General features: G+C 66.0%; 20 protein-coding genes. 8 read left to right on the top strand and 12 right to left on the bottom strand.

Annotation, left to right across the window (positions count from 1 at the left end; all coding sequences use genetic code 11):
* Window positions 1-3: 3 nt before the first annotated feature.
* Entirely contained in the window at window positions 4-729 is a 726-nt protein-coding gene (trhA, locus tag ACLP9N_RS10890; protein ID WP_442407422.1) for a PAQR family membrane homeostasis protein TrhA, read from the top strand.
* Between the two features lie 60 nt (window positions 730-789).
* Here trhA and ACLP9N_RS10885 read toward each other — a convergent pair whose 3' ends face one another.
* Together ACLP9N_RS10885 and ACLP9N_RS10880 are read right to left on the bottom strand one after the other, a co-directional pair.
* Complete coding sequence (locus tag ACLP9N_RS10885) at window positions 790-1,005, bottom strand: hypothetical protein (RefSeq protein WP_442407421.1); 216 nt, start codon at window positions 1,003-1,005, stop codon at window positions 790-792.
* Window positions 1,006-1,047: 42 nt separating this feature from the next.
* Complete coding sequence (locus ACLP9N_RS10880; RefSeq protein WP_442407420.1) at window positions 1,048-3,624, bottom strand: ADP-ribosyltransferase; 2,577 nt, start codon at window positions 3,622-3,624, stop codon at window positions 1,048-1,050.
* Window positions 3,625-3,959: 335 nt separating this feature from the next.
* On the opposite strand from ACLP9N_RS10880, the gene ACLP9N_RS10875 reads away from it, so the two are divergent.
* From ACLP9N_RS10875 to ACLP9N_RS10865, 3 genes are all read left to right on the top strand, one after another.
* Window positions 3,960-5,939, top strand: a complete 1,980-nt coding sequence (locus ACLP9N_RS10875; RefSeq protein WP_442407419.1) for a putative alpha/beta hydrolase — start codon at window positions 3,960-3,962, stop codon at window positions 5,937-5,939.
* A gap of 29 nt (window positions 5,940-5,968) precedes the next feature.
* Entirely contained in the window at window positions 5,969-6,529 is a 561-nt protein-coding gene (locus tag ACLP9N_RS10870; RefSeq protein ID WP_442407418.1) for a hypothetical protein, read from the top strand.
* 76 nt (window positions 6,530-6,605) lie between these two features.
* Entirely contained in the window at window positions 6,606-6,911 is a 306-nt protein-coding gene (locus tag ACLP9N_RS10865) for a DUF2563 family protein (RefSeq protein WP_442407417.1), read from the top strand.
* On the opposite strand, the gene ACLP9N_RS10860 is transcribed toward ACLP9N_RS10865, so the two are convergent.
* Window positions 6,908-9,175, bottom strand: a complete 2,268-nt coding sequence (locus ACLP9N_RS10860; RefSeq protein ID WP_442407416.1) for an alpha/beta hydrolase-fold protein — start codon at window positions 9,173-9,175, stop codon at window positions 6,908-6,910. The genes ACLP9N_RS10865 and ACLP9N_RS10860 overlap by 4 nt on opposite strands.
* A 15-nt stretch (window positions 9,176-9,190) precedes the next feature.
* Window positions 9,191-10,327 (bottom strand): M24 family metallopeptidase, encoded by a 1,137-nt coding sequence (locus ACLP9N_RS10855; RefSeq protein ID WP_442407415.1) that lies wholly within the window; start codon window positions 10,325-10,327, stop codon window positions 9,191-9,193.
* Window positions 10,328-10,346: 19 nt separating this feature from the next.
* Here ACLP9N_RS10855 and ACLP9N_RS10850 point away from each other — a divergent pair, with 19 nt between their 5' ends.
* Window positions 10,347-11,303: a 5'-3' exonuclease gene (locus ACLP9N_RS10850; protein ID WP_442407414.1), complete on the top strand. Its 957-nt coding sequence runs from the start codon at window positions 10,347-10,349 to the stop codon at window positions 11,301-11,303.
* A 3-nt stretch (window positions 11,304-11,306) separates the two neighbouring features.
* Here ACLP9N_RS10850 and ACLP9N_RS10845 read toward each other — a convergent pair whose 3' ends face one another.
* The 6 genes from ACLP9N_RS10845 to ACLP9N_RS10820 form a co-directional block, all read right to left on the bottom strand.
* The gene (locus tag ACLP9N_RS10845; RefSeq protein WP_442407413.1) at window positions 11,307-12,116 is read right to left on the bottom strand and encodes a DUF4333 domain-containing protein; all 810 of its coding nucleotides are present in this window, start codon (window positions 12,114-12,116) and stop codon (window positions 11,307-11,309) included.
* 77 nt (window positions 12,117-12,193) lie between these two features.
* Window positions 12,194-14,980: a DEAD/DEAH box helicase gene (locus ACLP9N_RS10840; protein ID WP_442407412.1), complete on the bottom strand. Its 2,787-nt coding sequence runs from the start codon at window positions 14,978-14,980 to the stop codon at window positions 12,194-12,196.
* Window positions 14,981-15,067: 87 nt separating this feature from the next.
* The gene (gene tatC, locus ACLP9N_RS10835; protein WP_442407411.1) at window positions 15,068-15,910 is read right to left on the bottom strand and encodes a twin-arginine translocase subunit TatC; all 843 of its coding nucleotides are present in this window, start codon (window positions 15,908-15,910) and stop codon (window positions 15,068-15,070) included.
* 138 nt (window positions 15,911-16,048) lie between these two features.
* A complete protein-coding gene (tatA, locus tag ACLP9N_RS10830; protein ID WP_442407410.1) occupies window positions 16,049-16,306 on the bottom strand; it encodes a Sec-independent protein translocase subunit TatA in 258 nt (85 codons plus the stop codon).
* 64 nt (window positions 16,307-16,370) lie between these two features.
* Window positions 16,371-17,345, bottom strand: a complete 975-nt coding sequence (locus ACLP9N_RS10825) for a helix-turn-helix transcriptional regulator (protein WP_442407409.1) — start codon at window positions 17,343-17,345, stop codon at window positions 16,371-16,373.
* Window positions 17,342-18,343 carry a helix-turn-helix transcriptional regulator gene (locus tag ACLP9N_RS10820; protein WP_442407408.1) on the bottom strand — a complete coding sequence of 334 codons (1,002 nt, stop codon included), beginning with the start codon at window positions 18,341-18,343 and terminating at the stop codon, window positions 17,342-17,344. Before ACLP9N_RS10820 ends, ACLP9N_RS10825 begins: the two co-directional genes overlap by 4 nt.
* Window positions 18,344-19,039: 696 nt before the next feature.
* Here ACLP9N_RS10820 and ACLP9N_RS10815 point away from each other — a divergent pair.
* Window positions 19,040-19,330 (top strand): ANTAR domain-containing protein, encoded by a 291-nt coding sequence (locus tag ACLP9N_RS10815; RefSeq protein WP_442407407.1) that lies wholly within the window; start codon window positions 19,040-19,042, stop codon window positions 19,328-19,330.
* Between the two features lie 27 nt (window positions 19,331-19,357).
* Here ACLP9N_RS10815 and ACLP9N_RS10810 read toward each other — a convergent pair whose 3' ends face one another.
* Both ACLP9N_RS10810 and ACLP9N_RS10805 read right to left on the bottom strand, forming a co-directional pair.
* Complete coding sequence (locus ACLP9N_RS10810) at window positions 19,358-20,116, bottom strand: GAF and ANTAR domain-containing protein (protein WP_442407406.1); 759 nt, start codon at window positions 20,114-20,116, stop codon at window positions 19,358-19,360.
* Window positions 20,117-20,183: 67 nt separating this feature from the next.
* Window positions 20,184-20,891 (bottom strand): GAF and ANTAR domain-containing protein, encoded by a 708-nt coding sequence (locus tag ACLP9N_RS10805; RefSeq protein ID WP_442407405.1) that lies wholly within the window; start codon window positions 20,889-20,891, stop codon window positions 20,184-20,186.
* An 890-nt stretch (window positions 20,892-21,781) separates the two neighbouring features.
* Between ACLP9N_RS10805 and ACLP9N_RS10800 the strand changes: the two genes are divergently transcribed.
* A complete protein-coding gene (locus tag ACLP9N_RS10800) occupies window positions 21,782-22,099 on the top strand; it encodes a hypothetical protein (RefSeq protein ID WP_442407404.1) in 318 nt (105 codons plus the stop codon).
* Between the two features lie 177 nt (window positions 22,100-22,276).
* Window positions 22,277-22,447: a CsbD family protein gene (locus ACLP9N_RS10795; RefSeq protein ID WP_442407403.1), complete on the top strand. Its 171-nt coding sequence runs from the start codon at window positions 22,277-22,279 to the stop codon at window positions 22,445-22,447.
* The last annotated feature ends 23 nt before the right edge of the window (window positions 22,448-22,470 follow it).

Below are 22,470 nucleotides of genomic sequence, written 5' to 3'. Positions count from 1 at the left end.
ATAGTGAGTTACCAGACTGATTCGATCTCCCGGCCCGAGTCTCTGCAACCAGCTGCCGTTGTCGACGGTGTTAACGCCGCTGTCAATACGCTGACCCCGCCGCGCTTGCGCGGCTGGATTCACCTCTACTGCGCCGTCGCGGCCTTCTTTGCGGGTACTGCCCTGGTGGTGATGTCGTGGGCAGTGGCCTCCAAGCAAGCCGGCCTCGCCACGCTGGCGTATGCCCTGGCTATCGTGGCGATGTTTGCTGTCAGCGCCATCTATCACCGCGTTCACTGGGAGTCGGCGGACGCCAGGAGATGGATGCGTCGTCTCGACCACTCGATGATCTTCGTGTTCATTGCTGGCACCTACACACCGTTCGCCACGCTGGCCATGCCGCGCGCGACCGCGCATACCGTGCTGGCAATCGTATGGGGCGGTGCGCTGGCCGGAATCGCGGTGTCGCTGTTTTGGCCGTCGGCCCCGCGTTGGGTGGGCGTCACGCTTTATCTCCTGCTGGGCTGGGTAGCGGTCTGGTACGGCGGAATGATTGTGCACGACGTCGGAGTGGCCGGGGCGATGCTGCTGGCTTGCGGCGGCGCGCTGTACAGCATCGGTGCGGTGTTCTACGGGCTGCGCTGGCCCGACCCGTGGCCGACGACGTTCGGTTATCACGAGTTGTTCCACGCTTGCACCGCGGTTGCGGCGATCTGCCAATACATCGCCATATGGTTCGCGGTCTTCTAGTCGGACGCAAAAAGCGAGTAACGCAGCCAGATCAGGTCGAAACCGATCTTGTGGTGCGAGCTATTGGTCGCTCCGATCTTCGTACTCGGTGCCTGAAATGTCATCCCAGAACTTTGGTGAGACATCTTTGATCCGATCTTCTGGAGCCACGGCGTCTATTTTTTGTTCGAACTCATCAAATAGTTTTTGTGCGCGCGCCAATTCCTCTTCTGTCGGCGGAGTAACGCCTGCCTCTTCGGGCGTAGAAAAAGTCTTGCCAGCAATTCTCTTACTCACTGAAAACTCCCATCGTCCATTGGTTCCCTGGATCCCCCTGATCTAGCGTTCGACCATGCGGATAACTGTCCTGCCCGTTAGCGGATCTAGTACCTTACTAACGATATAGAACCTAGTACCAGGGGGAAACAGTATTTCTTGCTCGCCCGGGAACATCGAGAGGGACGAAATATCTCGGCCTGTGCTGGACAAAATCCTAAACTCTACGTTCCCAGCGAACGTTGGTGACCGTGCGACTGCCGTGTTCGTCGTCGTACTTAGGAAAGCGTCCTCTGTAATGATTTCACCAGGTCGATATTGATCAAGCACCTCAGGCGGAAGGTTTGTCCCACGAATTACTGGGCCTTGATAAGCGGGAAGCTTCTCCAACGCATTATTTAGCGCGTCAATACGAGCGTGGTGAGATGCGTCCAATGCATCGCTCCTCAACGCCCTGTTTAAGTCCTCGTAGCCAGAGCCAGTGTAGTCGGCAAGTGCCAACCGATCATCCCAGGTCAGTGGGTCTATCGCGGTCGGACCGTAGCCGCTGTCGGAAAGGCCGTCACGATCTGAGCCCGCATCGCTATGTCCGTGAGGTGTCCCGTCGCGGGATGGTGGTTGCCCGTGAGGGCGACCACTCTGCGGACTGTCGTCACCGGGCCTGTGCTGGCCACCACCGCGCGGTGGCCGTTCATGCGGGTGACTGCCCGTGGGCCTGCCGTCGCCAGGCCCATGCCCTCCACCGCCATGTGGCGCTGACAGTTCGGATAGCCGACTGCCCGATGCCGTGAGATCGGGGGCTGATGCGGTGGGCGTCGCCGCTGCGAAAAGCCGCACCGAATCACGCGGACCACCCGCCGGCACCGACACCGGATCATGGCGACCCGCCAGCCCAGGACCCGGACCACCCCCAGGCCCGGGCAGCGGATCATGCGGACCGACCGGCGTGCCCGGCGGCTCCAACCCGGGCGGGGCGATTGGCGGGCCGAATGGACCCTCGCTCACGGCCGTCGCGGGCGGGGCGGCCGGAGGATCGAATGGGGTCTTGCTCGACACCGCGGAATCCATCGGGCGAGGTGTGGGCTCGACCGGCGCCTCCAACGGCTTCGGGTCTGGCAAGCCGACCGGACGACCACCGAGCGGAGAATCGGTCTTGGGCAGCTCTCCCCCGAGGTTTTCCAAGTCCTTGGTCAAGCCGCCGCCTGCCTTGCCGATATCGGCCAGCGCACCGCCAGCGCCCGCGGCTTCTCCCACCTCGCCGGCCACCCGCCCGGCGCGCCCCACCGTGCCGGCAGCATCCGCGGCATCAACGCCCGCCTCGGCGGCGGCGCGTGTTCCCGCCGCAGCCCCTTCCGCGCCGGCACCGGCTTCCCCCGCACCCGGAACGAAGAGGGTCGCGACATCGAAGAGGTTTTCCCCGAACCCCAAGCCCGGCCGATCGCTGCGCCAATCCTCGGCGTGCACTAGGCCTTTGAGAAGGCCCAGATCATTTTTGAGTGCGCCGGCCGGATCAAATACGGCGTATAACGGATTGGCTTTAACGACCGTCTCGCCAAGACCGGCCCAAGTGGACGCCGCGCCTTTGGGATCGTAGAGGAACCGCGTCGGGTCTAGCTGGTCGACGGTCTGTACGAGCCCGACCGCTCCCTTGAAAACTCCCTCGTCAATGTTTACGTAGGTGTCGAAAACAGTTGCCACTTGATTACCGACGGCCTGGCCCAGGAAATGAGTGAACTCGCCGCGCGTGTATTTCTCCATGCCGCGCACCCAGCCATCGATGATCTGCATCCCATCTTTCATGACCTGCGCTTGGGCCTCGGCTTCGCGTTTCATGTCGTGCAGTAGGGCGTTGATGTCGGCGGCGATCTTTTTGATCTCCTCAAGCGCGTCACCGTCGAAGAACGACACCACCTCATGCCACAGGCCCGACACCGTCCCCAACCGGTGCAAGAGATCGCGAATCGCATTCTGCGTGTGGGCCACTTCGTCGGCGAAAGCGTCCAGCTTGGTGGCCAACTTCCCGCACTGCGCACCCAGCTCGCCCAGATGGGTGCCGATCGTGGACAGGACGGGCTGAATCGACGCTCCTTCCGGAATCTGCTGCCCGGCGACCGCTGACTTCGGCTTGTTCAGCGCGTCCTGGCCCCCGGTGAGCGCCGCACCGAAGGCACGCCACCGCCCCGCGGCCGCACGCAGCGCCGCAACATGACCGTTGGGCCAGACACCGTCGATCAACGCCTCAACCACCGCCCAAAGCAGTGGAGCGGCCACCCCGGGACCCAGCGTCCCCGGCGGACCGGGAGCCGCGATCTTGACCGGTTCGCCCGGGGCGGGCAGCACACCGCCACCGCCGCCGCCGAGCGTCGAAGCCGCCTCGGCCTTCGAATAATTCGACGCGCAAAGTTGTATCTTGGCCCCGTTGAAACGCAGCGCGTTGATCGCAGCCGCCGCAGCCTTCAACAGCGCCTCCGCGGCATCCTGATACGCCAGGCCGAACACCTCGCCGGCCGCGTCCTGGCCAGTGTTGGCCGAAAACCCGGCCGTCAACGCGCCCAACGCCGCGGCCACGTCATCGCCAATGGCAATCACGGCGGCGCCGGCAGCCGACAACGCCGCTGGATCAACCGCCAAGGGGGCCACGCGCGGAATTCTCACCCATGCCGTCCGCAGCCGCTATTCACCCCAGTCGCGCAGCAAAGCCCTCCAGAGCCAGCCGCCACCACCAGTCAGACGGCAGATGTGAGACCCCTATCGCGCACGCGGCCCGACGATTCGCCCGTCGGCCGGGGCCCCGGAAGACCGGCACCAGATTGACCGGCAATCGCGAAGTAGCTAACCTCACCAGCTATAGAGGGGGGCGATGTCCGCTCACCTCGGATTCCTGCACACATGGTCGTCGACATTGGGTCACTGCACGCGGGGGCGGATGAGTCCTACCTCGCGCCGAGGTGCGCCCAAGAACCGCCGGCGGTGCGATGCAACTCCAATACATAAGCGTCGCGCGGCTGATCATCGATGCCGGCGGCGATCCCTGGGGGATGGACGACAGCCTGCAGGCCGGCCTCCCAGCGCAGATATCCGATCTGGCGCAGGCGTTTCATGACGCGGGCCAGTCCACCACCGAGTCCAACACCGCCTTCGAGGAGGCCCGTCGCCGCTTCGCGGCGTCCTGGAATCGGGAGAACGGCCAGCACCCGATCAACGACTCCGCCGAAGTGCAGCGCGTGACCAAGTCCTTGGGCCTGCAGGCCGCGCAACTGCCCAAAATCGCCGCCGACCTGGAAAACATCGCCGCCGCCCTGGCCGAAGCGCAACGAACCTCCGGCTGGTACATCTCGGCGCTCGACCAGGACCTGGCAGATATCGACGACGAAATCGGCGAGGCAATCGACGACGGCGACGAAGACGAGGTCAACGATCTCTACGAAGACGCCGTTGCCGAGACACGCGCAGTGCTGTTCCAGGTCAACCAAATTCGCGACGGCTACTCGGCGACGTTGCAGAACGGGCTGGCCGTCCTGCGCGCCGACGGAGTCGACCCGGCGGAGATGCGAGGGGCGGACGAGTTGTTGATCCCGCCGCCGGACACCAATCCGGAGCAAGTCAAACGCTGGTGGGATTCGCTCAGCGAGGAGCAGAAACGCCTGCTGATCGATCAGCACCCGCAGGAGTTGGGCAACCTCAACGGAATTCCGGCCGACGTCCGTGGACACGTCAGCGCGGACGTGATGAACGACGACCTGCACCGGGTCGAGGATGTCGCGGGACAGTTCGGGCTGTCGCCCCAAGCGCTGAGGGACAACGCGCTTCACGACTCGAACAACGACCTGTTCACCAACCCGGAAAAGTACGGCCTCAAGGCCACCGACATCACCCGATACCAGAACGCGGTGAAGACCAACAAGGGACTCGAACACGACAGGGGCGACCCCAAAAACCCACGGCCCGTTATGCTTTGGGCATACGACCCGCTCGCCTTCAACGGAAAGGGACGGGCGGCGATCGCGATCGGTAACCTCGACAAGGCGCGCAATACCGCCGTCATCGTTCCCGGCACCAACAGCAGCGTGAAAGGCGGCTGGCTGTTCGACGGGCACAACGACGCCATCAACCTCTACAGCCAGTCGTTGAACGCCGATCCCACGAAGCCCACCGCGGTGATCGCCTGGATGGGCTATGACGCACCGGAGTTCGACTTCCAGCATCCGGAACAAGCCCTCGCCGACCCGACGAAACTGCAGCAGGTGGGCAGCCCGTGGCTGGCGCGTGAGGGAGGCGCGCTGCTGGCCGCCGATGTCAACGGTCTGGCGGTCACCCATGATGGCTCGATTCCGTCGCACGTCACCGTCATCGGGCATTCCTACGGGTCGACGACGGTGGCCGACGCCTTCGCCAACAGCGGCATGCGCGCCAATGACGCCGTGCTGATCGGCTGTCCAGGAACCGATGTGGCGCGCAGCGCCACCGACTTTCACCTCAATGGCGGACAGGTTTACGTGGGTGCGGCCTCCACCGACGCGATCAGTTGGATCGGCGAATCAGGCAGCGGTACGCCCAACGCGATCAACGACGCTCTCGGCGACCCGCTCGGGCCGTTGGCGGGGCTGGGCACCGACCCAGCCCATTCCGGATTCGGGTCGGTGCGGTTCCGCGCCGAAGTTGCGGGCACGCGCAGCGTTGTCCCCTGGTTCAACGACCACTCCCATTACTACGACATGGGCAGCGAAGCGCTGCACAATATGACCGAAATCTCCACCGGCCACGGCAGTGACTTGGCCAACCAAGGCATGCTCGCTCCGTTCAGGGACGAAGAACGGATCTCGACGCCGACCGAGGTGAAGACGCCCTTCGGGACGATCCCCCTGCCGCACGTCGAGATTCGAGCACCCGTCACCGTCGACCCGGAATGGGACCGGCAGGGAGATTCGGTCACCAGGGACCATGATTTCAAATAGTGATCGGTGCTCAAGGAGGTTGTTCGCCGATGTTTGATGTTAACGCGGCTGGGCAGCAAGCTATTTCAGTTTTTGCACGCGTCGCCGCCGCGCTCATCGCGGTCACCGTCGTCTTAGGAGGATGTTCGAAGATGATTCCGTTTGGACAGGACCCGGATCGTCCTGCAAACCCGCTCTCCGATGAGCAGACCAAGGCCCAGGTGCTCGACCCGGCCAGGCAAATCGCAACGATCGCCAAGTTGCAAAACGTCTCCGGCGTCTTCGGCTGGGAATCGTGTAACGACCAGGGCGACCCGCCCTTTCGCGGCCGAGTGGACATGTCGTTCGACGTCCCCGCCGGAGCCGACCGCAACGCCTATTTCGAGCAGATCGCCACGACGATGATTGGCCACGGCTGGTCGGACGGTCCGCCGCCGGGCAAGCGGCCCTTCGGCCGCGTCATCCACACAGGCGGCGTCATGGCGATCATCGGCAAGAGCAGCGGAACGGTCAAAGACGGTTCGGTCGAACTTTCCGGGGAGTGCCGCAACGTCGGTGACCACCGCCGCGACGGCACCTGGTACGACGTCACCGACCAGTTGCTGCACTGATGACGCGCAGGGTGAATTGACCGCTCACCGCGCCGTCATTAGCCTCACCGACAGCTCATAGCAGGAAGGGGTCACGATGTTTGTCGACACTGGATTGCTGCACTCGGGGGCCAACGAGTCGCACCGCGCGGGCGGACACGCTCAAGAAGGGGCCGACCACCTCTCGCGCGGCCCGCTGATGTCGGGGATGTTCGGTGAGTTCGCCGCGGCCGAGGAGTTTCACGACGCGGTCCGCTCGGCACACACGCAGCACGTGCAAACCTTGCAGGCCCACCAGGAGGCGCTCACCGCGGTCGGCAGCAGGGCGCACCTGGCCGCCAACGGGTTCACCGAGATGGACGCGCGCAACGCCGCGGCCGAGCGGGCGGTGCGAAACACCTAGGGCGTCACTGCTTTTCCGATCAGGTCGATGCGGTGCCGCCCCGGCAGCAGCGCCACGCTCGGCCCGGCTGGTTGGCCGTCGACTTGCACCACCGCCCCGGCGCCTAGCCCACCGAGCGTGATCTGGGTGGCGGTGTCGGTCGCCACCGAGATCGTCGAGGAGGGCAACGCCGCCAGGCCGGCCCGCTCGACGTCAACGGTGAGGCTGCCAACCCCGTTGAGCCGCAATGTCAGATACGGCAGCGGCCCCGCGGGAGGCCCTACCCGCCAGTCCAGCTCGCTGTACAACCCGGGGGTCGGGTCGAAGTGCCCGACGATGCCGCGATGGTGCGTGATGGTGTGCGTCGGGTCCGGCCGTGCATACGACCGCGCGTCGACTTCCGCGACGGCCCCGCGGCGGGCAACCACCTCGGGGGCGGCCGCCAGCTCCGACAACCACCACACCTGGTGTGGCCCGATACCCAGGTCGGCCCGCACCAGCTGGGGGTACCACGCGAACGTGATGTGACCCGGATCCGCTTGGCGCAGGCCAGTTCCCATGTGTGCGACCGGATCGTCGAACTTGTCCTGAAAGATCCAGGCGATGTGATCCTCCAGCGGATAAGCGGTGAATCGGTGGCGATAGCCGAGCCGGTCCAGTTCGAGCACCTGCTCGGCCGCCGAGGCGAACGGCACCAGCTCATCGACGAGCCCGTGAGCGATGACGTAGGGCAGCCACCGCGCGTTCACCAGCAGCTTCCAGCTGTCGCCCTCGCGGGCACAGGGAGAGTCCGGGTTCAGGTCGGCCGGGATGTCGATATCGGGCAACAGCCGCACACCACACGCCGGCGGGCCGGCCAGCACGACCGCCTGGGCGAACACCTCGGGGTAGGTCAGCCCAAGCTTGTAGGCTGCATAGCCGCCCATCGAATAGCCCGAAATCACCGTGCGGTTGGGGTCGGTGCCCAGCTGTTCGGCCACCCGCGCCCACACCTCCCACACGTCGAGTTCCCCAGTGTCGAAATACCAGGTCGACGGGCCTCGGGCCAGCGGCGTGATCACCACCGATTCGCGGGTCTCGCAGACTTCGTGCAACAGTCGCGGGTCGATGGCGGCGAACTGGGTTTGCCCGAGCGAAAGCGAGTGCAGCAGCAGCGTCAACGGCAGCGCGCGCCCGGGCGCATATGTCGACGGAAGGCAAATCGAAAAGGGCTGAACCCGACCGAGGAACTGCGGCTCGGTGCTCAAAATATTGTCGGCCGCCAACCCTTGTTTTATGCCCTGGCCCAGCTCCACTGAGGACACGTACCAGCGGGTCGAGGCGCCGGTGATGACCGGCTCGGGCGTGGTTTCCCGTTCGGCAAGCGCGTCCCAGTCGACGACGACCGCGAACTCTGACACGTCGCCGCTGCTCAGGGCCTTGGCCTGGGCCTTGTCGGACCAGAAGTTCAGGTGCGGCGGTTCCTGCTCGTTGGTGCGAAACGCGACGTTGTACACGTTGGGTTGCCCGGGCAGCGCGCCGTGTTCGGCCGGCACGTCGGCGAATCCGTCTCCCGCGGCGTTGGCCAGCCCGGCGGCCAGCCGGACTGTCCAACTGCCGGCGGGTTCGAGCAGCGACCGCGGAACCTGCGCGACAAACGACCTCGATCCCGTGTCGACGCTCTGCTCGACGGGCGTCGAGGCCTGCGTGGTCAGCTCGATCAGCCGCGCACTGCCACCGGAGACCAGCAGCGCCAGGTCGATGCCCTCGGAGCGCACGCCGGCACCGGCCGGCCATTCCTCAGCACTGGCCCGCTCACGGTGGGTGTCGAAGGTGAACAGCGCGATCGGCACCGCGGCGTCGAGCAGCGTGTTCCAGTCGATCCGCCACCAGGTATGGGTCTCGGTCAGCCCGATGGCGACACGGAAGATGTCGGCCCCGTTGCCGGCCGCGGGCCCGTCGGGATAGATGTAGGTGCCGGCGGGCGGCGCCTGGATTTTCAGGTCGCCGATGGGCAGGCCCGTCGCGCCATGGTCGTCGTAGAGGAAGTCGGTCCAGAACAAAGCGCCACCGGCCAGGCGGGCCGTGCCGCAGGTGCGCGGAAACTCCTCGCCGAACGGCCACCCGGCCGGCGCGGGGAGTTGCGGCTCGGGTCGCCGCGCCGCCGGCGGCACCCCCTCGGGCATCCCGTCGACCACGACCAGCTCGGCCGGTGGCGCCGATGCGGGCGCCTCGGGATGCACCACCGCATCGGCGATGTGACGTGCGATCCGGATGGGAAGCAGTGTGAGGTCCAGGAGTGACACCACACCCAACGTACGCTAAGCCACGGGCACCACAATGAGCTCGTGCGGCCGGTTGTTGACCGACAGCGCACCGTCCTCGGTCACGATGACGATGTCCTCGACCCGGGCACCCCACCGGCCCGGGAAGTAGATACCGGGCTCGATCGAAAACGCCATGCCCGCAACCAAAGTCAGGTCATTGCCGCCGACGATGTAGGGCTCCTCGTGCACCGACAGCCCGATACCGTGCCCGGTGCGATGCACGAAATACTCCCCCAGGCCGGCCTCAACAAGCACGTCGCGAGCAGCGGCGTCGACCTGCTCGGCGGTCACGCCCGGACGGACCGCGTCGAACGCCGCGCGCTGCGCCCGTTGCAGTGTCGAATAGTGTTGTGCCACATCGCGACTGGGTTCGCCGATGCTGTACGTGCGGGTGGAGTCGGAGTGGTATCCGGGTTCGTAGCTGCCGCCGATGTCGACGACGACGATGTCGCCGACCTGCAGTTCGCGGTCGGAGTAGCCGTGATGCGGGTCGGCTCCGTGCGGTCCGGAGCCGACGATGACGAACGCCACCTCCGAATGCCCTTCGGCGACAATCGCTTCAGCGATATCGGCGGCGACGTCGGCCTCGGTCCGGCCGGGTATCAAAAACTCCGGGACCCGAGCATGCACCCGGTCGATGGCCGCACCGGCCTTGCGCAGCGCATCGATCTCGGCCGGCTGCTTGACCATCCGCAGCCCGCGCATCACGTCGGTGGCCAGCACCGGCAGCACGCCGAGCACACCGGCCAGCGGCAACAGGTGCAGCGCCGGCATGGAATCGTTGACGGCCGCTGCGGCAGGGGCACCGCCCAACGCGTCACCCACCAACCGGTAGGGGTCGTCGCCGTCGACCCAATCCCGCACCGTGAGGCCCAGTTCCGTGATGGCCGACTCGCTGAGCGAGGCCAGCTCCAATCGCGGCACGAGGATCGTCGGCTCACCGGCTGCCGGCAACACTAACGCGGTGAGGCGCTCGAACGTCTGCGCGCGCGAACCCACAAGGTAGCGCAGGTCATAGCCCGGGGTGATAACCAGACCGGCGAGACCGGCGTCGGCGGTGGCCGCGGCCGCCGCGGTCAGCCGGCGGGCATATACCCCGGCATCGAAGGCCTTGAACCGGCGAGAATCCATGGCTGGCAGGATAACCCGCATGCCCGCATCCCTCGCGCTGCTCGACGGCGCCAGCATGTGGTTCCGCTCCTACTTCGGGGTGCCGTCGTCGATCACCGCGCCCGACGGCCGGCCGGTCAACGCCGTGCGCGGCTTCATCGACTCGATGGCCGTGGTCATCACCCAACAAAAGCCCAGCCGGCTGGTGGTGTGCCTCGACCTGGATTGGCGGCCCCAGTTCCGCGTCGATCTGATCCCCTCCTATAAGGCGCACCGGGTGGCCGAGCCCGAGCCTGAGGGAGAGCCCGACGTCGAGGAAGTGCCCGACGACCTGACACCGCAGGTCGACATGATCATGGAGCTGCTGGACGCATTCGGGATCCCCGCCGCGGGCGCGCCGGGCTTCGAGGCCGACGACGTGCTGGGCACGCTGGCGGCATTCGAAAAAGACGACCCCGTCGTCGTGGTCAGCGGCGACCGCGACCTGCTGCAGGTCGTCGCCGACGATCCCGTCCCGGTTCGGGTGCTCTACCTGGGCCGCGGGCTGTCCAAGGCCACCCTGTTCGGGCCGGCCGAGGTCGCCGAGCACTACGGCGTTCCGGCCGATCGGGCCGGGCCCGCCTACGCCGAACTCGCGCTGCTGCGCGGCGATCCGTCCGACGGCCTACCGGGTGTGCCGGGCGTCGGCGAGAAGACGGCGGCCGCCCTGCTGGCGCAGCATGGCTCGCTGGAGCAGATCCTGGCCGCCGCACACGACCCGAAATCCAAAATGGCCAAGGGATTGCGGGCGAAACTGCTGGCCGCGACCGACTACATCGAGGCCGCCGGTGCGGTGGTGCGGGTCGCCACCGACGCGCCCGTCACACTTTCGACGCCCACCGACGCGCTACCGCTGGCCGCCGCCGACCCGAAACGCACCGCCGAGCTGGCGACGGCACTGGGAGTCGGGTCGTCGATCGCGCGGTTGCAGAAGGCGCTGGACGCGTTGCCCGCGTGAGGGCTACTGGGGGCGGCCGACCTCGTAGGTGCCCTTGCTGTCCTGGAAGGTGACCGTCACGTGCTTCTGCGCGCCGTCGATGCTGACGGTGCAGTCGAAGGTGCCGCCCTTTTTGACGGTCGGGTCTGAGCCGCCGTTGCACTTGACGTCTTTGACGTTCTTCGCGCCGTAGCCATTGGTTTCGTCGGTGAGGACCTGCTGCACGCCGGCCTGAGCCTTGTTGACGTCCAGCTTGGTGGTGACGAACCATGCTGGCCATAAGAAACCGAGCACCAGAACGGCCCCGATCACGACCACGCCGATTGCCGCCGCGATGCCGCCGATCAGCGCACCCGAACGCTTCTTGCCCGGTTGTCCCGGTTGCCCCGATTGGTCATAGGGCTGGTATTGCTGCGGGTACTGACCGGGCTGGGCGTACTGGCCGGGCTGACCGTATTGGCCAGGCTGGGCGTATTGGCCAGGCTGGGCGTATTGCCCGTACTGCCCCGGCTGGCCGTACTGGTCGGGCTGGCCGTATTGAGCGGGCGTGCCGTACTGGGTGGGCTGGGAACCAAACTGCTCCGATTGTCCGTAGCCGGGCGTTGCCGACGGGTATTGCTGTTGATACGACTGCTCAGCCGGCTGTTGGTACTGCGGATACGCGGGTGGCGTGTACGCGGGGGCTTGCCACGTCGCGTCCTGGGGTGGCTGCTGCTGTTGCCAGGGTGATCCCGTCGGTGCCACTTGGGTCGGCTGGTCCGCGGATTGCTGATCGGCGTCATGGCCGGGCGGTTGCCACGACTGATTTGGATCTGACCCCTGCGGTCCGCTCATCGTTTCTCCTGTGTCCTTGAAAGTCCCTTGCAAGTCTTTTGACACGTTTGCGCATGTAACCGTAGTCCCGGCTCAGCCTACCCGGCGTCAACTGCGACAACGCCGCGCCGAACGTCATTGATAGCGCGCTTGGCGGTAGCCCGCAGCTCAGGGTCGGGAGCGGCGTTGCGGACTTGGTCCAGCAGGTCGAGCACCTGTCGGCACCAGCGCACGAAATCCCCCGCGGACAACGGAGAACCACCGCCGGCCGAGGCGTAGGTGTCGGCGGTGGCCAAAGCCGCGGCCAGATCACCGGTGCAGGCCCAGCGGTAGATGGTGCTGGCGAACCCGTCGTCGGGTTCACGACTCGGGGCGATTCGGTGCCGTTGCTCGTCGGCGCGCAGCGCGGCCGACAGCCTCGCCGTCTGCCGCAGCGCCTGCTGTAAACGCGGGGTGGGCGCCTCGGCGGCAAACGGGGCGCTGGGGCCGTCACCGCCCCGCGTCTCGTACAGCACCGCCGAGACCACTGCCGCCAACTCCGCAGGACGCAGGCCCGCCCACGCGCCGGTGCGTAGGCACTCCGCGACCAGCAGGTCGCTCTCGCTGTAGATCCTGGCCAATAACCGTCCGTCGTCGGTGACTTTCGGGTCGGCGGCGGAACCTCCGATGAAGTCGCGTTCGGTGAGCAGCCCGACGATCCGATCGAAGGTGCGGGCCAGCGAGTTGGTGGCGGCGGCGACCTTCTGCTGCAGCTGCGCGTTGTCGCGTTCGATGCGCAGGTAGCGCTCGGTCTGGCGGATCTGGTCCTCGAGTTCGGGCGCATTGTGAGCGGGGTGCCGACGCAATTGTGCCCGCAACGACGCCAGTTCCGGATCGTGGAATTCACTGTCCTTATCCGCGGCCTTCTTGCTGCTACCGGCGCGGCGTCCAGCAGGAACCGGCAGCCCGGCGGCGGCCGATAGCAGCGCCGAGGCCAGATCACGCCGGACCCTCGGCTGGCGGTGTTCGATCCGCTTGGGCAATGCCATCGACCCGACCGGCGCCGACGCACCCGAATAATCCGCCGACGAAATCCGTCCCGCCCATCGGTGTTCGGTGAGTACCAGCGGCCGCGGGTCGTCGCCGTCGCGGGCCGACTCCAAAACCACCGCCAGCCCGCCGCGACGGCCGTGGGTGATGTTGATGATGTCGCCGCGGCGCAGCGCGGCCAGCGCGTCGCTGGCCGCTTGCCGTCGTTGCAGCCGGGACGCGTGGGCCTGCGTGCGCTCCATCTCGGAAATCCGTGCCCGCAGCCGCGCGTATTCCAGGATCGGCGCGTCGTGACCACCCAGTTCGGCAGCGATCTCGTCGAGCATCTCCTTACCCCGCTCGATGCCACGAACCAGCCCGACGACGGATCCATCGGCCTGGTACTGGGCGAACGACTGCTCAAGCAACTGGTGCGCCTGCTCGGGGCCCATCTGGTGCACCAGGTTGATCGTCATGTTGTACGACGGCGCGAACGAACTGCGCAGCGGGAAGGTGCGGGTAGAGGCCAGCCCGGCCACCTCGGACGGCTCGATGTCAGGGTGCCAGAGCACGACGGCGTGGCCTTCGACGTCGATGCCGCGCCGACCGGCGCGGCCGGTCAGCTGCGTGTACTCCCCCGGCGTCAGCGGTACATGCTGCTCGCCGTTGAACTTCACCAGCCGCTCGAGCACCACCGTGCGGGCGGGCATGTTGATGCCGAGCGCCAGGGTTTCGGTAGCGAACACCGCCTTGACCAGGCCCGCGGTGAATAACTCTTCAACGGTATGCCGAAACGCGGGCAACATGCCGGCGTGGTGGGCCGCCAGACCGCGCAGCAGCCCTTCCCGCCACTCGTAGTAGCCCAGCACTGCCAGGTCGGCGTCGGCGAGGTCACCGCAACGGTGGTCGATCACCTCAGCGATCTGGGCGCGTTCCTCTTCGGTGGTCAGCCGCAACGGCGACCGCAGGCACTGGCCGACCGCGGCATCGCAGCCCGCCCGCGAGAACACGAACGTGATCGCCGGCAACAGACCTTCGGAGTCCAGCTTCGCGATCACGTCGGGGCGCGGCGGCGGGCGGTAGAACCGCGGCCGGCCTTGACCTCCTCGGCCCTGGCCACCTCTTCCCGCCTGGCGGCGGGGGCCACGCCAGTCCGACATCCGGTCGGCCTCGCGGCGATGCGCGATGTGGCGCAGCAGTTCGGGATCAACGCGGGGGCCGCGCGATTTGTCGGCTGCACTGTCGTAATCGAACAGGTCGAAGAGGCGCTTGCCCACCAAGACGTGTTGCCACAGCGGCACCGGCCGGTGCTCGTCGACCACCACGGTCGTGTCGCCCCGCACGGTCTGGATCCAGCCGCCGAACTCCTCGGCGTTGCTCACCGTCGCCGACAGGCTGACCACTCGCACCTCGTCGGGAAGATGCAGGATGACCTCTTCCCACACCGGGCCCCGCATCCGGTCGGCGAGGAAATGCACCTCGTCCATCACCACATACGAAAGTCCTTGTAGCGCAGGAGAATCGGCGTAGAGCATGTTGCGCAGCACTTCGGTGGTCATCACCACCACGGGCGCATCGCCGTTGACCGACACGTCACCGGTGAGCAGCCCGATCCGGTCGCGGCCGTAGCGCGCCGTGAGGTCAGTGTGCTTCTGGTTGCTCAGGGCCTTCAGTGGCGTGGTGTAAAAGCATTTGCCGCCCGACGCCAGTGCCAGGTGCACGGCGAATTCGCCAACCACCGTCTTGCCCGCACCCGTCGGCGCGCAGACCAGCACGCCGTGGCCCCGTTCGAGTGCCGCGCAGGCCCGCTGCTGAAAGTCGTCGAGCGAAAAGGGCAGCTCCGCGGTGAACCGGGCCAGCTCGGCCAATTCGGTCACGCCGCTGCCTGGTTGCGCGAGCGTGCGCGGATGTACATCAAATACGGCGTGTCGCTGTACAGACGCGCACGCTCGCCGGGTCGATCTTTACGTGATGTCGTCATGGGTCCCGGCAATTATCGGCTCGGGAGATTCGATGACCGACGCTTCGTCGTCGGGAATCAGCGCTTCGCGCTTGGCTTTTCGCTTGTCGTGCAGCCGAGAGATCTGGATAGCGAACTCGAGCAGCACCGTCAGCGCCAGGCCCAAAGCCGTCATCGAAAACGGATCGGATCCGGGCGTGAATATCGCTGCGAACAGGAACATCGCGAAGATCAGCCCGCGCCGCCAGGACTTGAGCCGCTGATAGGTCAGCACACCGACCATGTTGAGCATCACGATCAGCAGCGGGAACTCGAAGCTGACCCCGAAAACCACCAGCAGGTTGATCAGGAAGCCGAAATACCGGTCACCGGACAGCGCGGTGACTTGCACGTTGTTGCCGACGGTCAACAAGAAACCCAGCGCCTTGGACAGCACCAGGTAGGCCAGCAGGGCGCCGGCGATGAACAGGGCCGCCGCCGGGATCACGAACGCCACCGCGAAGCGGCGTTCCTTCTTGTAGAGCCCGGGCGTGATGAACGCCCAGAGCTGGTAGAACCACACCGGACAGGCCAGCACAACCCCGGCCGCCATCCCGACCTTGAGCCGCAGCATGAATTGGTCGAACGGGGCGGTGGCCAGCAACCGGCATTGCCTGTCGGCGCTGATATCCGCGCGCGCCGACTGGGGCAGCGAACAGTACGGATGCCGCAGCCACTCGCCGAGGCTTTCCAGCCCGAAGATCGAATGCGAATACCAGACGAACCCGAAAATCGTGGTGACCAGGATCGCGGCCAGGGCGATCAGCAGCCGGGTACGCAGCTCCGTGAGGTGGTCGACCAGCGACATCGTCGCGTCAGGATTGGTGCGACTGCGCCTGTGGCGTGGATCGAGTCGTTTGAATACACGGGCGCCGCGCCCTGACACCCTGGAACCATTCACGACGTTCGGTCAGTGAATCTCGGGCACCGCGACGGTAATCGCAGGCTAGGCCGGCCGTGCCTCGGTGTGACCCTGCTCGGTGGCCGCCGGGTCGACGCGCTGCGACTGCACCGGCGTGGGGGTCGCGGCGGGGGTCTCAATGGCGTCGGCTTTGTTCTCGGACTGCATTTCCCGCATCTCGGACTTGAAGATGCGCATCGACTTGCCCAGCGAGCGCGCTGCATCGGGGAGCTTCTTGGCGCCGAACAGCACGATCACCAGGATGGCGATGATTGCCCAGTGCCACGGACTAAGACTGCCCACTTTTGTTACCTCCAGACGTCCACTCGATGCTACCGCAGCAGAGCAAAACGCCGGTGTCCTCGCACTACGGCGTGGTGGGCCCCGCCACCTGATAGGACTCGAGGGCGGCCGCGGCAGCATCCCTTACACGCACTGCGAGCGACTCCGGTTCAAGCACCCGCACCGCGGCCCCGAAGCCCAGCACCAAACGCGTCATCCAGTCTTCGGAGGCGTAGGTCATTACCGCCTCGCACGATCCTTCCGGCAGCTCGCGCACCTCCCGCAGCGGGTAGTACTCGAACATCCAGGACGCCGCGGGCGCTATGCGCAGCGTCGCCGACGGCAGTGACGGGTCGCCGTCGAACAGCGAGGTGTCGGGTGGTGCCTGCAGCACGGGTTCGGGTGGCGCGGCCGGCTCGTCGAGCTCAGTGGCGTCCACGATCCGGTCGAAGCGGAACAGCCGAACCCCTTCGGATTCGCGTGACCAGGCCTCCAGGTAGCTGTGCCCACCGACCAGCAGGACCCGGATGGGGTCGACGATGCGGCTGGTCAGGGTGTCGCGTGAGGCGGCATAGTAGTCGATGGCCAATGCCTTTTTGTCACGCACCGCGGCGCGTACCGCGGCTGCGGCCCGGCTCTCCAGGGGCGCCGGTTCGTCGGCGGCCGACACCGTGCCGTCGTGCCCGGCTGCGCCGGCGGCGGCCGCGATCTTGGCGATCGCGCTGCGCGCCGCCTCCGGATCGACCACTCCCGGAATGTCGGCCAACGCCCGAAGCGCCACCAGCAGGCCGGTGGCCTCCGGCGACGTCAGCTGAAGGGGCCGGTCGATGCCGGCCGAGAACGTCACCTCGATGGTGTCGCCGGAGAACTCGAAGTCGATGAGGTCGCCGGGGCCGTAGCCGGGCAGGCCGCACATCCACAGCTGGTTGAGGTCCGCCTCGAGCTGTTTGCTCGTCACCCCCAGCTCGGCGGCGGCCTCGGCGCGGGTGATCCGCGGGTTGGCCTGGAAATACGGCACCATGTTGAGCAGCCGCACAAGGCGATCGGACACGTTTGTCATGGGCGCCGCTCCCCCGCTTGGGCGCGTAATCGGATCAGCACGTCGTCGCGCAGGGACTGCGGTTCCAGCACGATGGCGTCGGCCCCGTAGCCGGCGACCTCACGCGCCAATCCGTCGGCGGACCCGATGTCGAGTTCGATCACGTCTCCGTTGCGCCCGGCGAGTTGCCGCGCGCTGACGGGCCGTCCGGCGCGCCGCAGCGCGGTGGCCCGTCCGTCGGCGACCCAGACCATGGCCAGGCCACCGGCGGGTGTCTCGCTGACCGTCTCAGCCACGATCTTGCGCAGGTCGACGTCGTAGGGCACGGTGATCGCGCCTTCGGGGCCGACCGGCGTGACGTCGGCGCCGATCCGCGAGAGCCGGAACGTGCGGGTGGCGCCGCGGTCGCGGTCGTGGCCCACCAGATACCAGCGGCCCTTCTCGGTGATTACCCCCCACGGTTCGACGGTGCGGGTGGTGTAGGGCTCCGCCCGCGACGGCCTGTGCGGGAACTGCACCGCCTGCCGGGAACCGATGGCCGACAACAGGATTCCCAGGACATCCTCCGATCCGCGCAGACCCGGCACCCCGGCCGCCGACGCGATGGCCACCTGCGCCCCGATGTCTAAGGGATCGACGTCCACCCCGGCGGCCCGCAGCTTGAGCAACGCGCCCTGGGTCGCGGTGATCAGCTCGGGCGATTGCCACAGCCCGGTGGCGACGGCTACCGCGGCGGCTTCGTCCGAGGTCAGCTCGACGGGGCGTAATGCGTAGGCGTCGCGATTGATGCGGTAGCCCTCGGTGGGGTCCAGCGCCGACACCTTGCCAACCTCCAGCGGGATGCCGAGGTCGCGTAACTCGTTCTTGTCGCGCTCGAACATCCGGGAGAACGCCTCGGCATTGGGGCTGTCCGAATAACCTGCCACGCTGGATCTGATCTTTTCAGCGGTGATGAAGCCGCGGGTGGACAGCAGAGCGATGACGAGATTGACCAGCCGTTCGACTTTCGAGGTCGCCACCAGTAGCAGCTTAGGGGTGCGGCAAAACCAATTCGAAATTGGCTGAGTCGGTCACGTCGTCGAGTTTGAGTTACTAGGCTGTAGGCAACCCTTTAGCGAGGTTGAGACGCCGGTCGGCGCTACGGGCGAGTCGTTAGCAGGTGCTAAACGCGACTGACGAGGGGGTGGTGGCGTTGGCCGGGTATGACTTCCAGCCCGGGCGCGCTACTACACCGCAGCTGCCAGAACTCACGCACGCACAACGCAGGGTGGACGAGGACGATTTGCATGCCGGGCTGATCGGATTGAGCGGCATCGTGATGGGTGCCTCCACCGTGAGCGAGTTGCTGGCCCAGGTGGCCGAGTTTGCCGCACATGCGATTCCGGGCGTCGAGGGTGCCGCTGTGACCGTCGCCCACCCGTCTTGGGCGCAATTGCGTATCCAGGCGTGGGAGGTGACCGCGGAGTTCGTCCGTGAGGTTGACATCCTTCAGTACGAGGTCCACCAGGAAGGGCCGTGCATCACCGCTATGCGCACCCGACGGCCCTGTGTCGGTGGGTCAATCGGGGACGACACACGTTGGCCACGCTTCGGCCCCGCGGTTGCCCGCTTGGGCGTGAACTCGGCGTTTGGTTTGCCGCTGATGCTCGGCGAGCAGGTGGTCGGGGGCCATCAACGCCTACGCGTACGGCCTCGACGCGTTCGCCGAACACGCCATGGCGGTCGGCGCACAGTTCGCCGGACCCGCGGCCGTGTCGGTCTACAACGCGCGGTTGTTGATGGAGGCCCGGTACCACGCCGAGCAGCTGCAGCGCGCGTTGGGTAGTCGGTCGGTTTTCGACCAGGCGATCGGTATCGTCCGTAGCCGGTCCGGAGCCAGCGCGCAGGAGGCCTTGGACCGGCTGGTCAAGTTGAGTCAGTCCGAGAACGTCGAGCTGCGCGTCATCGCCGAGCGACTGGTCGACGAATCGGTGCGCCGCGCCCGCGCCCGCCACGAGCAGGCCTGACGGCGGCTAGCGCGGGGGACTAGAGAGTCACGCCGGCAGAGCCGCTTTCATTGTTGCCATGGCCGCCAAGATCGTGGGGCGGCAATCGGGCTCGGCTATCAGCCGCCGCGAGACGTCAGTCAGATGATCGTCGTAGGACCGCGCGTAACGCCGCAACAACGTAAACGCGTCCTGCACCGACACGTCCAGTCGCTCGCGCAGGAAGCCCTTGGCCTGCTCGACCACCAGGCGGGCGGCCAGTGCGGTGCGCAGGCGTGGCACCACCGCCGAGGCAGTTGGCGCGTGTTCCTGCAAGATCGCCACACACGCGATGTGCGCCAGGCTTTGGCCGACCAGCAGATCGGCGTCATTGAGTTCGCCCGAATGGGTACCGAACAGGCCCAGGGCACCCAATACTTTTCCGGCCGCGCGCATCGGCACCGCGTGCACCGAGGCGAAGCCGGCGTCGACAGCCGCGGGAACAAACCGCGGCCAACGCGGCGACGCAGCCGCTAGGTCCGCCACCGAAACGGGCCGCCCGCTGGTGTAACACTCCACACACGGTCCTTCGTCGGCCTGCAGCTGGAAGAGCTCCAAATCGCGCGCCTTCTCCGAAGTCGCAGCCAACAGATGCAGCTTCTCGAGCGGGTCAGCGAGCAGGAGACCGGCCGCGGCAACATCCAGTAGCCCTGCGCAGCGTTCCGTGAGCTCGGTCAATAGGTCAACCACGTCAAAATCGTCGAGCAGGCTGTCGACAAGCGATACGACAGCGTCCAAGACTCGAGATTCACGAGCAGTGTCGGTCACCTTCGGCTCCCTTCCTGGATGGCCCCGCGTGGCGCGCCGAAGGGGTGTCCCACTTGAGATGACCGCATCAATCATCCTCCAGTCGCAGTCGACGGTCCAGGATGTCGCGCGCGACGTCGATGGCGCTGCGATCGGTGGCGTACGCGTGCGCCCGCAGCCGGACAAGGGCGTCTGCCGCGTCGATGCCGAGCTGAGCCATCACCATGCCGGTGGCCTGGCTGACCTCAACGCGAGACAGCGCATTCAGTTCCGCCCAGGCGTTGCTGCTGGGATCGGAAACCGCGGCCTGCAGATCTGCATTCATGAGATCGAGTACGGGGATGGCTGCCAACTCGGCGGCCGCAACCGCGCCGGCCAGTTGCTCGGTGCCCAATGGACCCGGCTTGGCGCAAAACAGGTCCAGTGCTCCGACGTATTCGCCAGCCACCAGCACCGGCGTCGCGTACACCCCTCGGATCTGGTGTGCCAGCATCGCGGGCCCGTACGCGGGCCACCGTGTGTCGTTTAGGTCGGCAAGGTCGAGAACGACGACGGGAGCCCGAAGGGCCACCGAGTCCAAGCATGGCCCCTCGCCCAGAGTGAACTGCAGCTCGTCATAAATCCGCGCTCGCGATCCACTCGACCCCAGTGTTGCGGCGTTGGCGCCGTCGAAGACCAGCGAGATCGCCGCAGCTTCGACCTCGAGCAGCGTCACGCAGGCCCGGCACAGCCGGTCTGCGGCATCTAGCCGGCGTTCTCCGCCGACCGCGGCGAGCAGTTGCTCATGGATTGTCACATTTATCCGAACACAGGTCGGTCGGGTCAGCGCAACCGCCCGGATACTTCGTTCGCGGCGTCATCCGTCCACTATTCACTAACCCCACGCGTGTCGACGAGTCCGGCCCTTCGAGACTCTTGTCGGAAGCTACCCATGAGCGGTGTCCTGGTGATTCGGTGAGCCGTTCGACAAACTCGGGACTCGGAGTATCGGAACGGCTGCGTCGAGCGGAGAAACCTCTCCATGGCCGGAAGCAGCTGAGCAGCGGCGGGTTTCGTGTGGGGTAGTGGCCAGCATCGGTAGTCTCGACCATCACCGCGTGCGGTACGCGCTCCGCGAGAGCGAGATGGTGTCGCGGTGGAATGGTCGTGTCGTCGGCCCCCCACGCGACGAATACCGGAACGTCGCGGAGCAGACCGATTTGGCGAGCCGCGCTTCGACGTCTGCTCACCAGCGAAGAAAACGATTCCATGACGACCAGCTCCCAGCTGTAATCACCGAAATACCAGATTCATCCGGCGTCGCGATCGGGACGCCCGCGGGTGAAGCACTCTGGCTGGCTGGCGTGTCAACCGACACGAAGAATACCCGGTTTTCCAAGCCCGAACCGGCGAAGCCGTATCCAATTGCTGGAGTAGCCAAATGATCTACCAGCGCGTAGCGTTGAGCTCGTTGGTAATCAGCAAGTCCGGAGCGGTTAAGTCTTAGCCGCAAGCATCTGTTCAGCCGGATATCTAACAAACCAGTCGACTGGGACGGCGCGAATTCGCGTGCCTCGACGTGACTGGGCGCCTCCAATGATGCGATTCTGAACCAACACAGTCGATGTGATAGCAGCTCGAAACACATTTGCTACCAATGGCTTTCGCGAGAACTCTGTCAGGCTTACACACAATTTAGGAATAGAAATGACGATCAGTAACCCCGCCGCCACACACTGCTCCGACACGCCGACCGCCTACAGCGCGGAAGACACGGACGTCAGTCGAGTTCGCTCACGACGCGGAAACGAGACGAAGGCATCATTCAAGACATCCGAATTCGCTGTGTTTGTCGCCGCGGTCATCGGCGTGCTGCTCGCGTCGTACTTAGTCAAGGCGACCGACGGGCATGCCGACTACTTCTCGGCGGATCGGGCATGGTTCTACGTCGTGTTGCTCAGCATCGGCTACATGGTAAGCCGGGGTCTGGCGAAGTGTGGCAGCCGTCACCGCGGCGACGCCTAATCGCAAGTTCCGCTCCACCGTTAGGTCCGCGTGTCCGCATTGTCATTGCAGCACAAGGGGATAGCACGATCTCTCGCACCGGGGCTCACCCGGGTGCGGGTCCAGGGCGACCCCACCTCGGGGTCGTTCCACGGTCATCCGCAGTTCGCGGCTGACCACCTCAGAAGGGACACACCCATGGGAATCACCGATAAGGTCAAGAACGCCGCTCAGGACGTCGCGGGTAAAGCCAAGGAGCAGGCCGGAAAGGTCACTGGCGACAAGCACACCGAGGGCGAAGGCAAGAAGGACCAAACCAAGTCCAGCGTTAAGAAGGCCGGCGAAAACGTCAAGGACGTATTCAAATAACCGTTCTTGTTGTGGCCTGCCGC

The sequence above is a fragment of the Mycobacterium sp. genome, assembly GCF_052144515.1.
Lineage (GTDB): Bacteria > Actinomycetota > Actinomycetes > Mycobacteriales > Mycobacteriaceae > Mycobacterium.
Note: the sequence above shows the minus strand (reverse complement) of the source record. Positions and strands in the feature narration are given on the sequence as shown.

Coding starts and splice junctions, on each gene's coding strand:
- ACLP9N_RS10850 (WP_442407414.1), top strand. CDS start 10,347: ATGCCCGCATCCCTCGCGCTGCTCGACGGCGCCAGCATGTGGTTCCGC.
- ACLP9N_RS10795 (WP_442407403.1), top strand. CDS start 22,277: ATGGGAATCACCGATAAGGTCAAGAACGCCGCTCAGGACGTCGCGGGT.
- ACLP9N_RS10870 (WP_442407418.1), top strand. CDS start 5,969: ATGTTTGATGTTAACGCGGCTGGGCAGCAAGCTATTTCAGTTTTTGCA.
- ACLP9N_RS10825 (WP_442407409.1), bottom strand. CDS start 17,345: ATGACAAACGTGTCCGATCGCCTTGTGCGGCTGCTCAACATGGTGCCG.
- ACLP9N_RS10875 (WP_442407419.1), top strand. CDS start 3,960: ATGCAACTCCAATACATAAGCGTCGCGCGGCTGATCATCGATGCCGGC.
- ACLP9N_RS10855 (WP_442407415.1), bottom strand. CDS start 10,327: ATGGATTCTCGCCGGTTCAAGGCCTTCGATGCCGGGGTATATGCCCGC.
- ACLP9N_RS10800 (WP_442407404.1), top strand. CDS start 21,782: ATGACGATCAGTAACCCCGCCGCCACACACTGCTCCGACACGCCGACC.
- ACLP9N_RS10845 (WP_442407413.1), bottom strand. CDS start 12,116: ATGAGCGGACCGCAGGGGTCAGATCCAAATCAGTCGTGGCAACCGCCC.
- ACLP9N_RS10815 (WP_442407407.1), top strand. CDS start 19,040: ATGGCGGTCGGCGCACAGTTCGCCGGACCCGCGGCCGTGTCGGTCTAC.
- ACLP9N_RS10865 (WP_442407417.1), top strand. CDS start 6,606: ATGTTTGTCGACACTGGATTGCTGCACTCGGGGGCCAACGAGTCGCAC.
- tatC (WP_442407411.1), bottom strand. CDS start 15,910: ATGTCGCTGGTCGACCACCTCACGGAGCTGCGTACCCGGCTGCTGATC.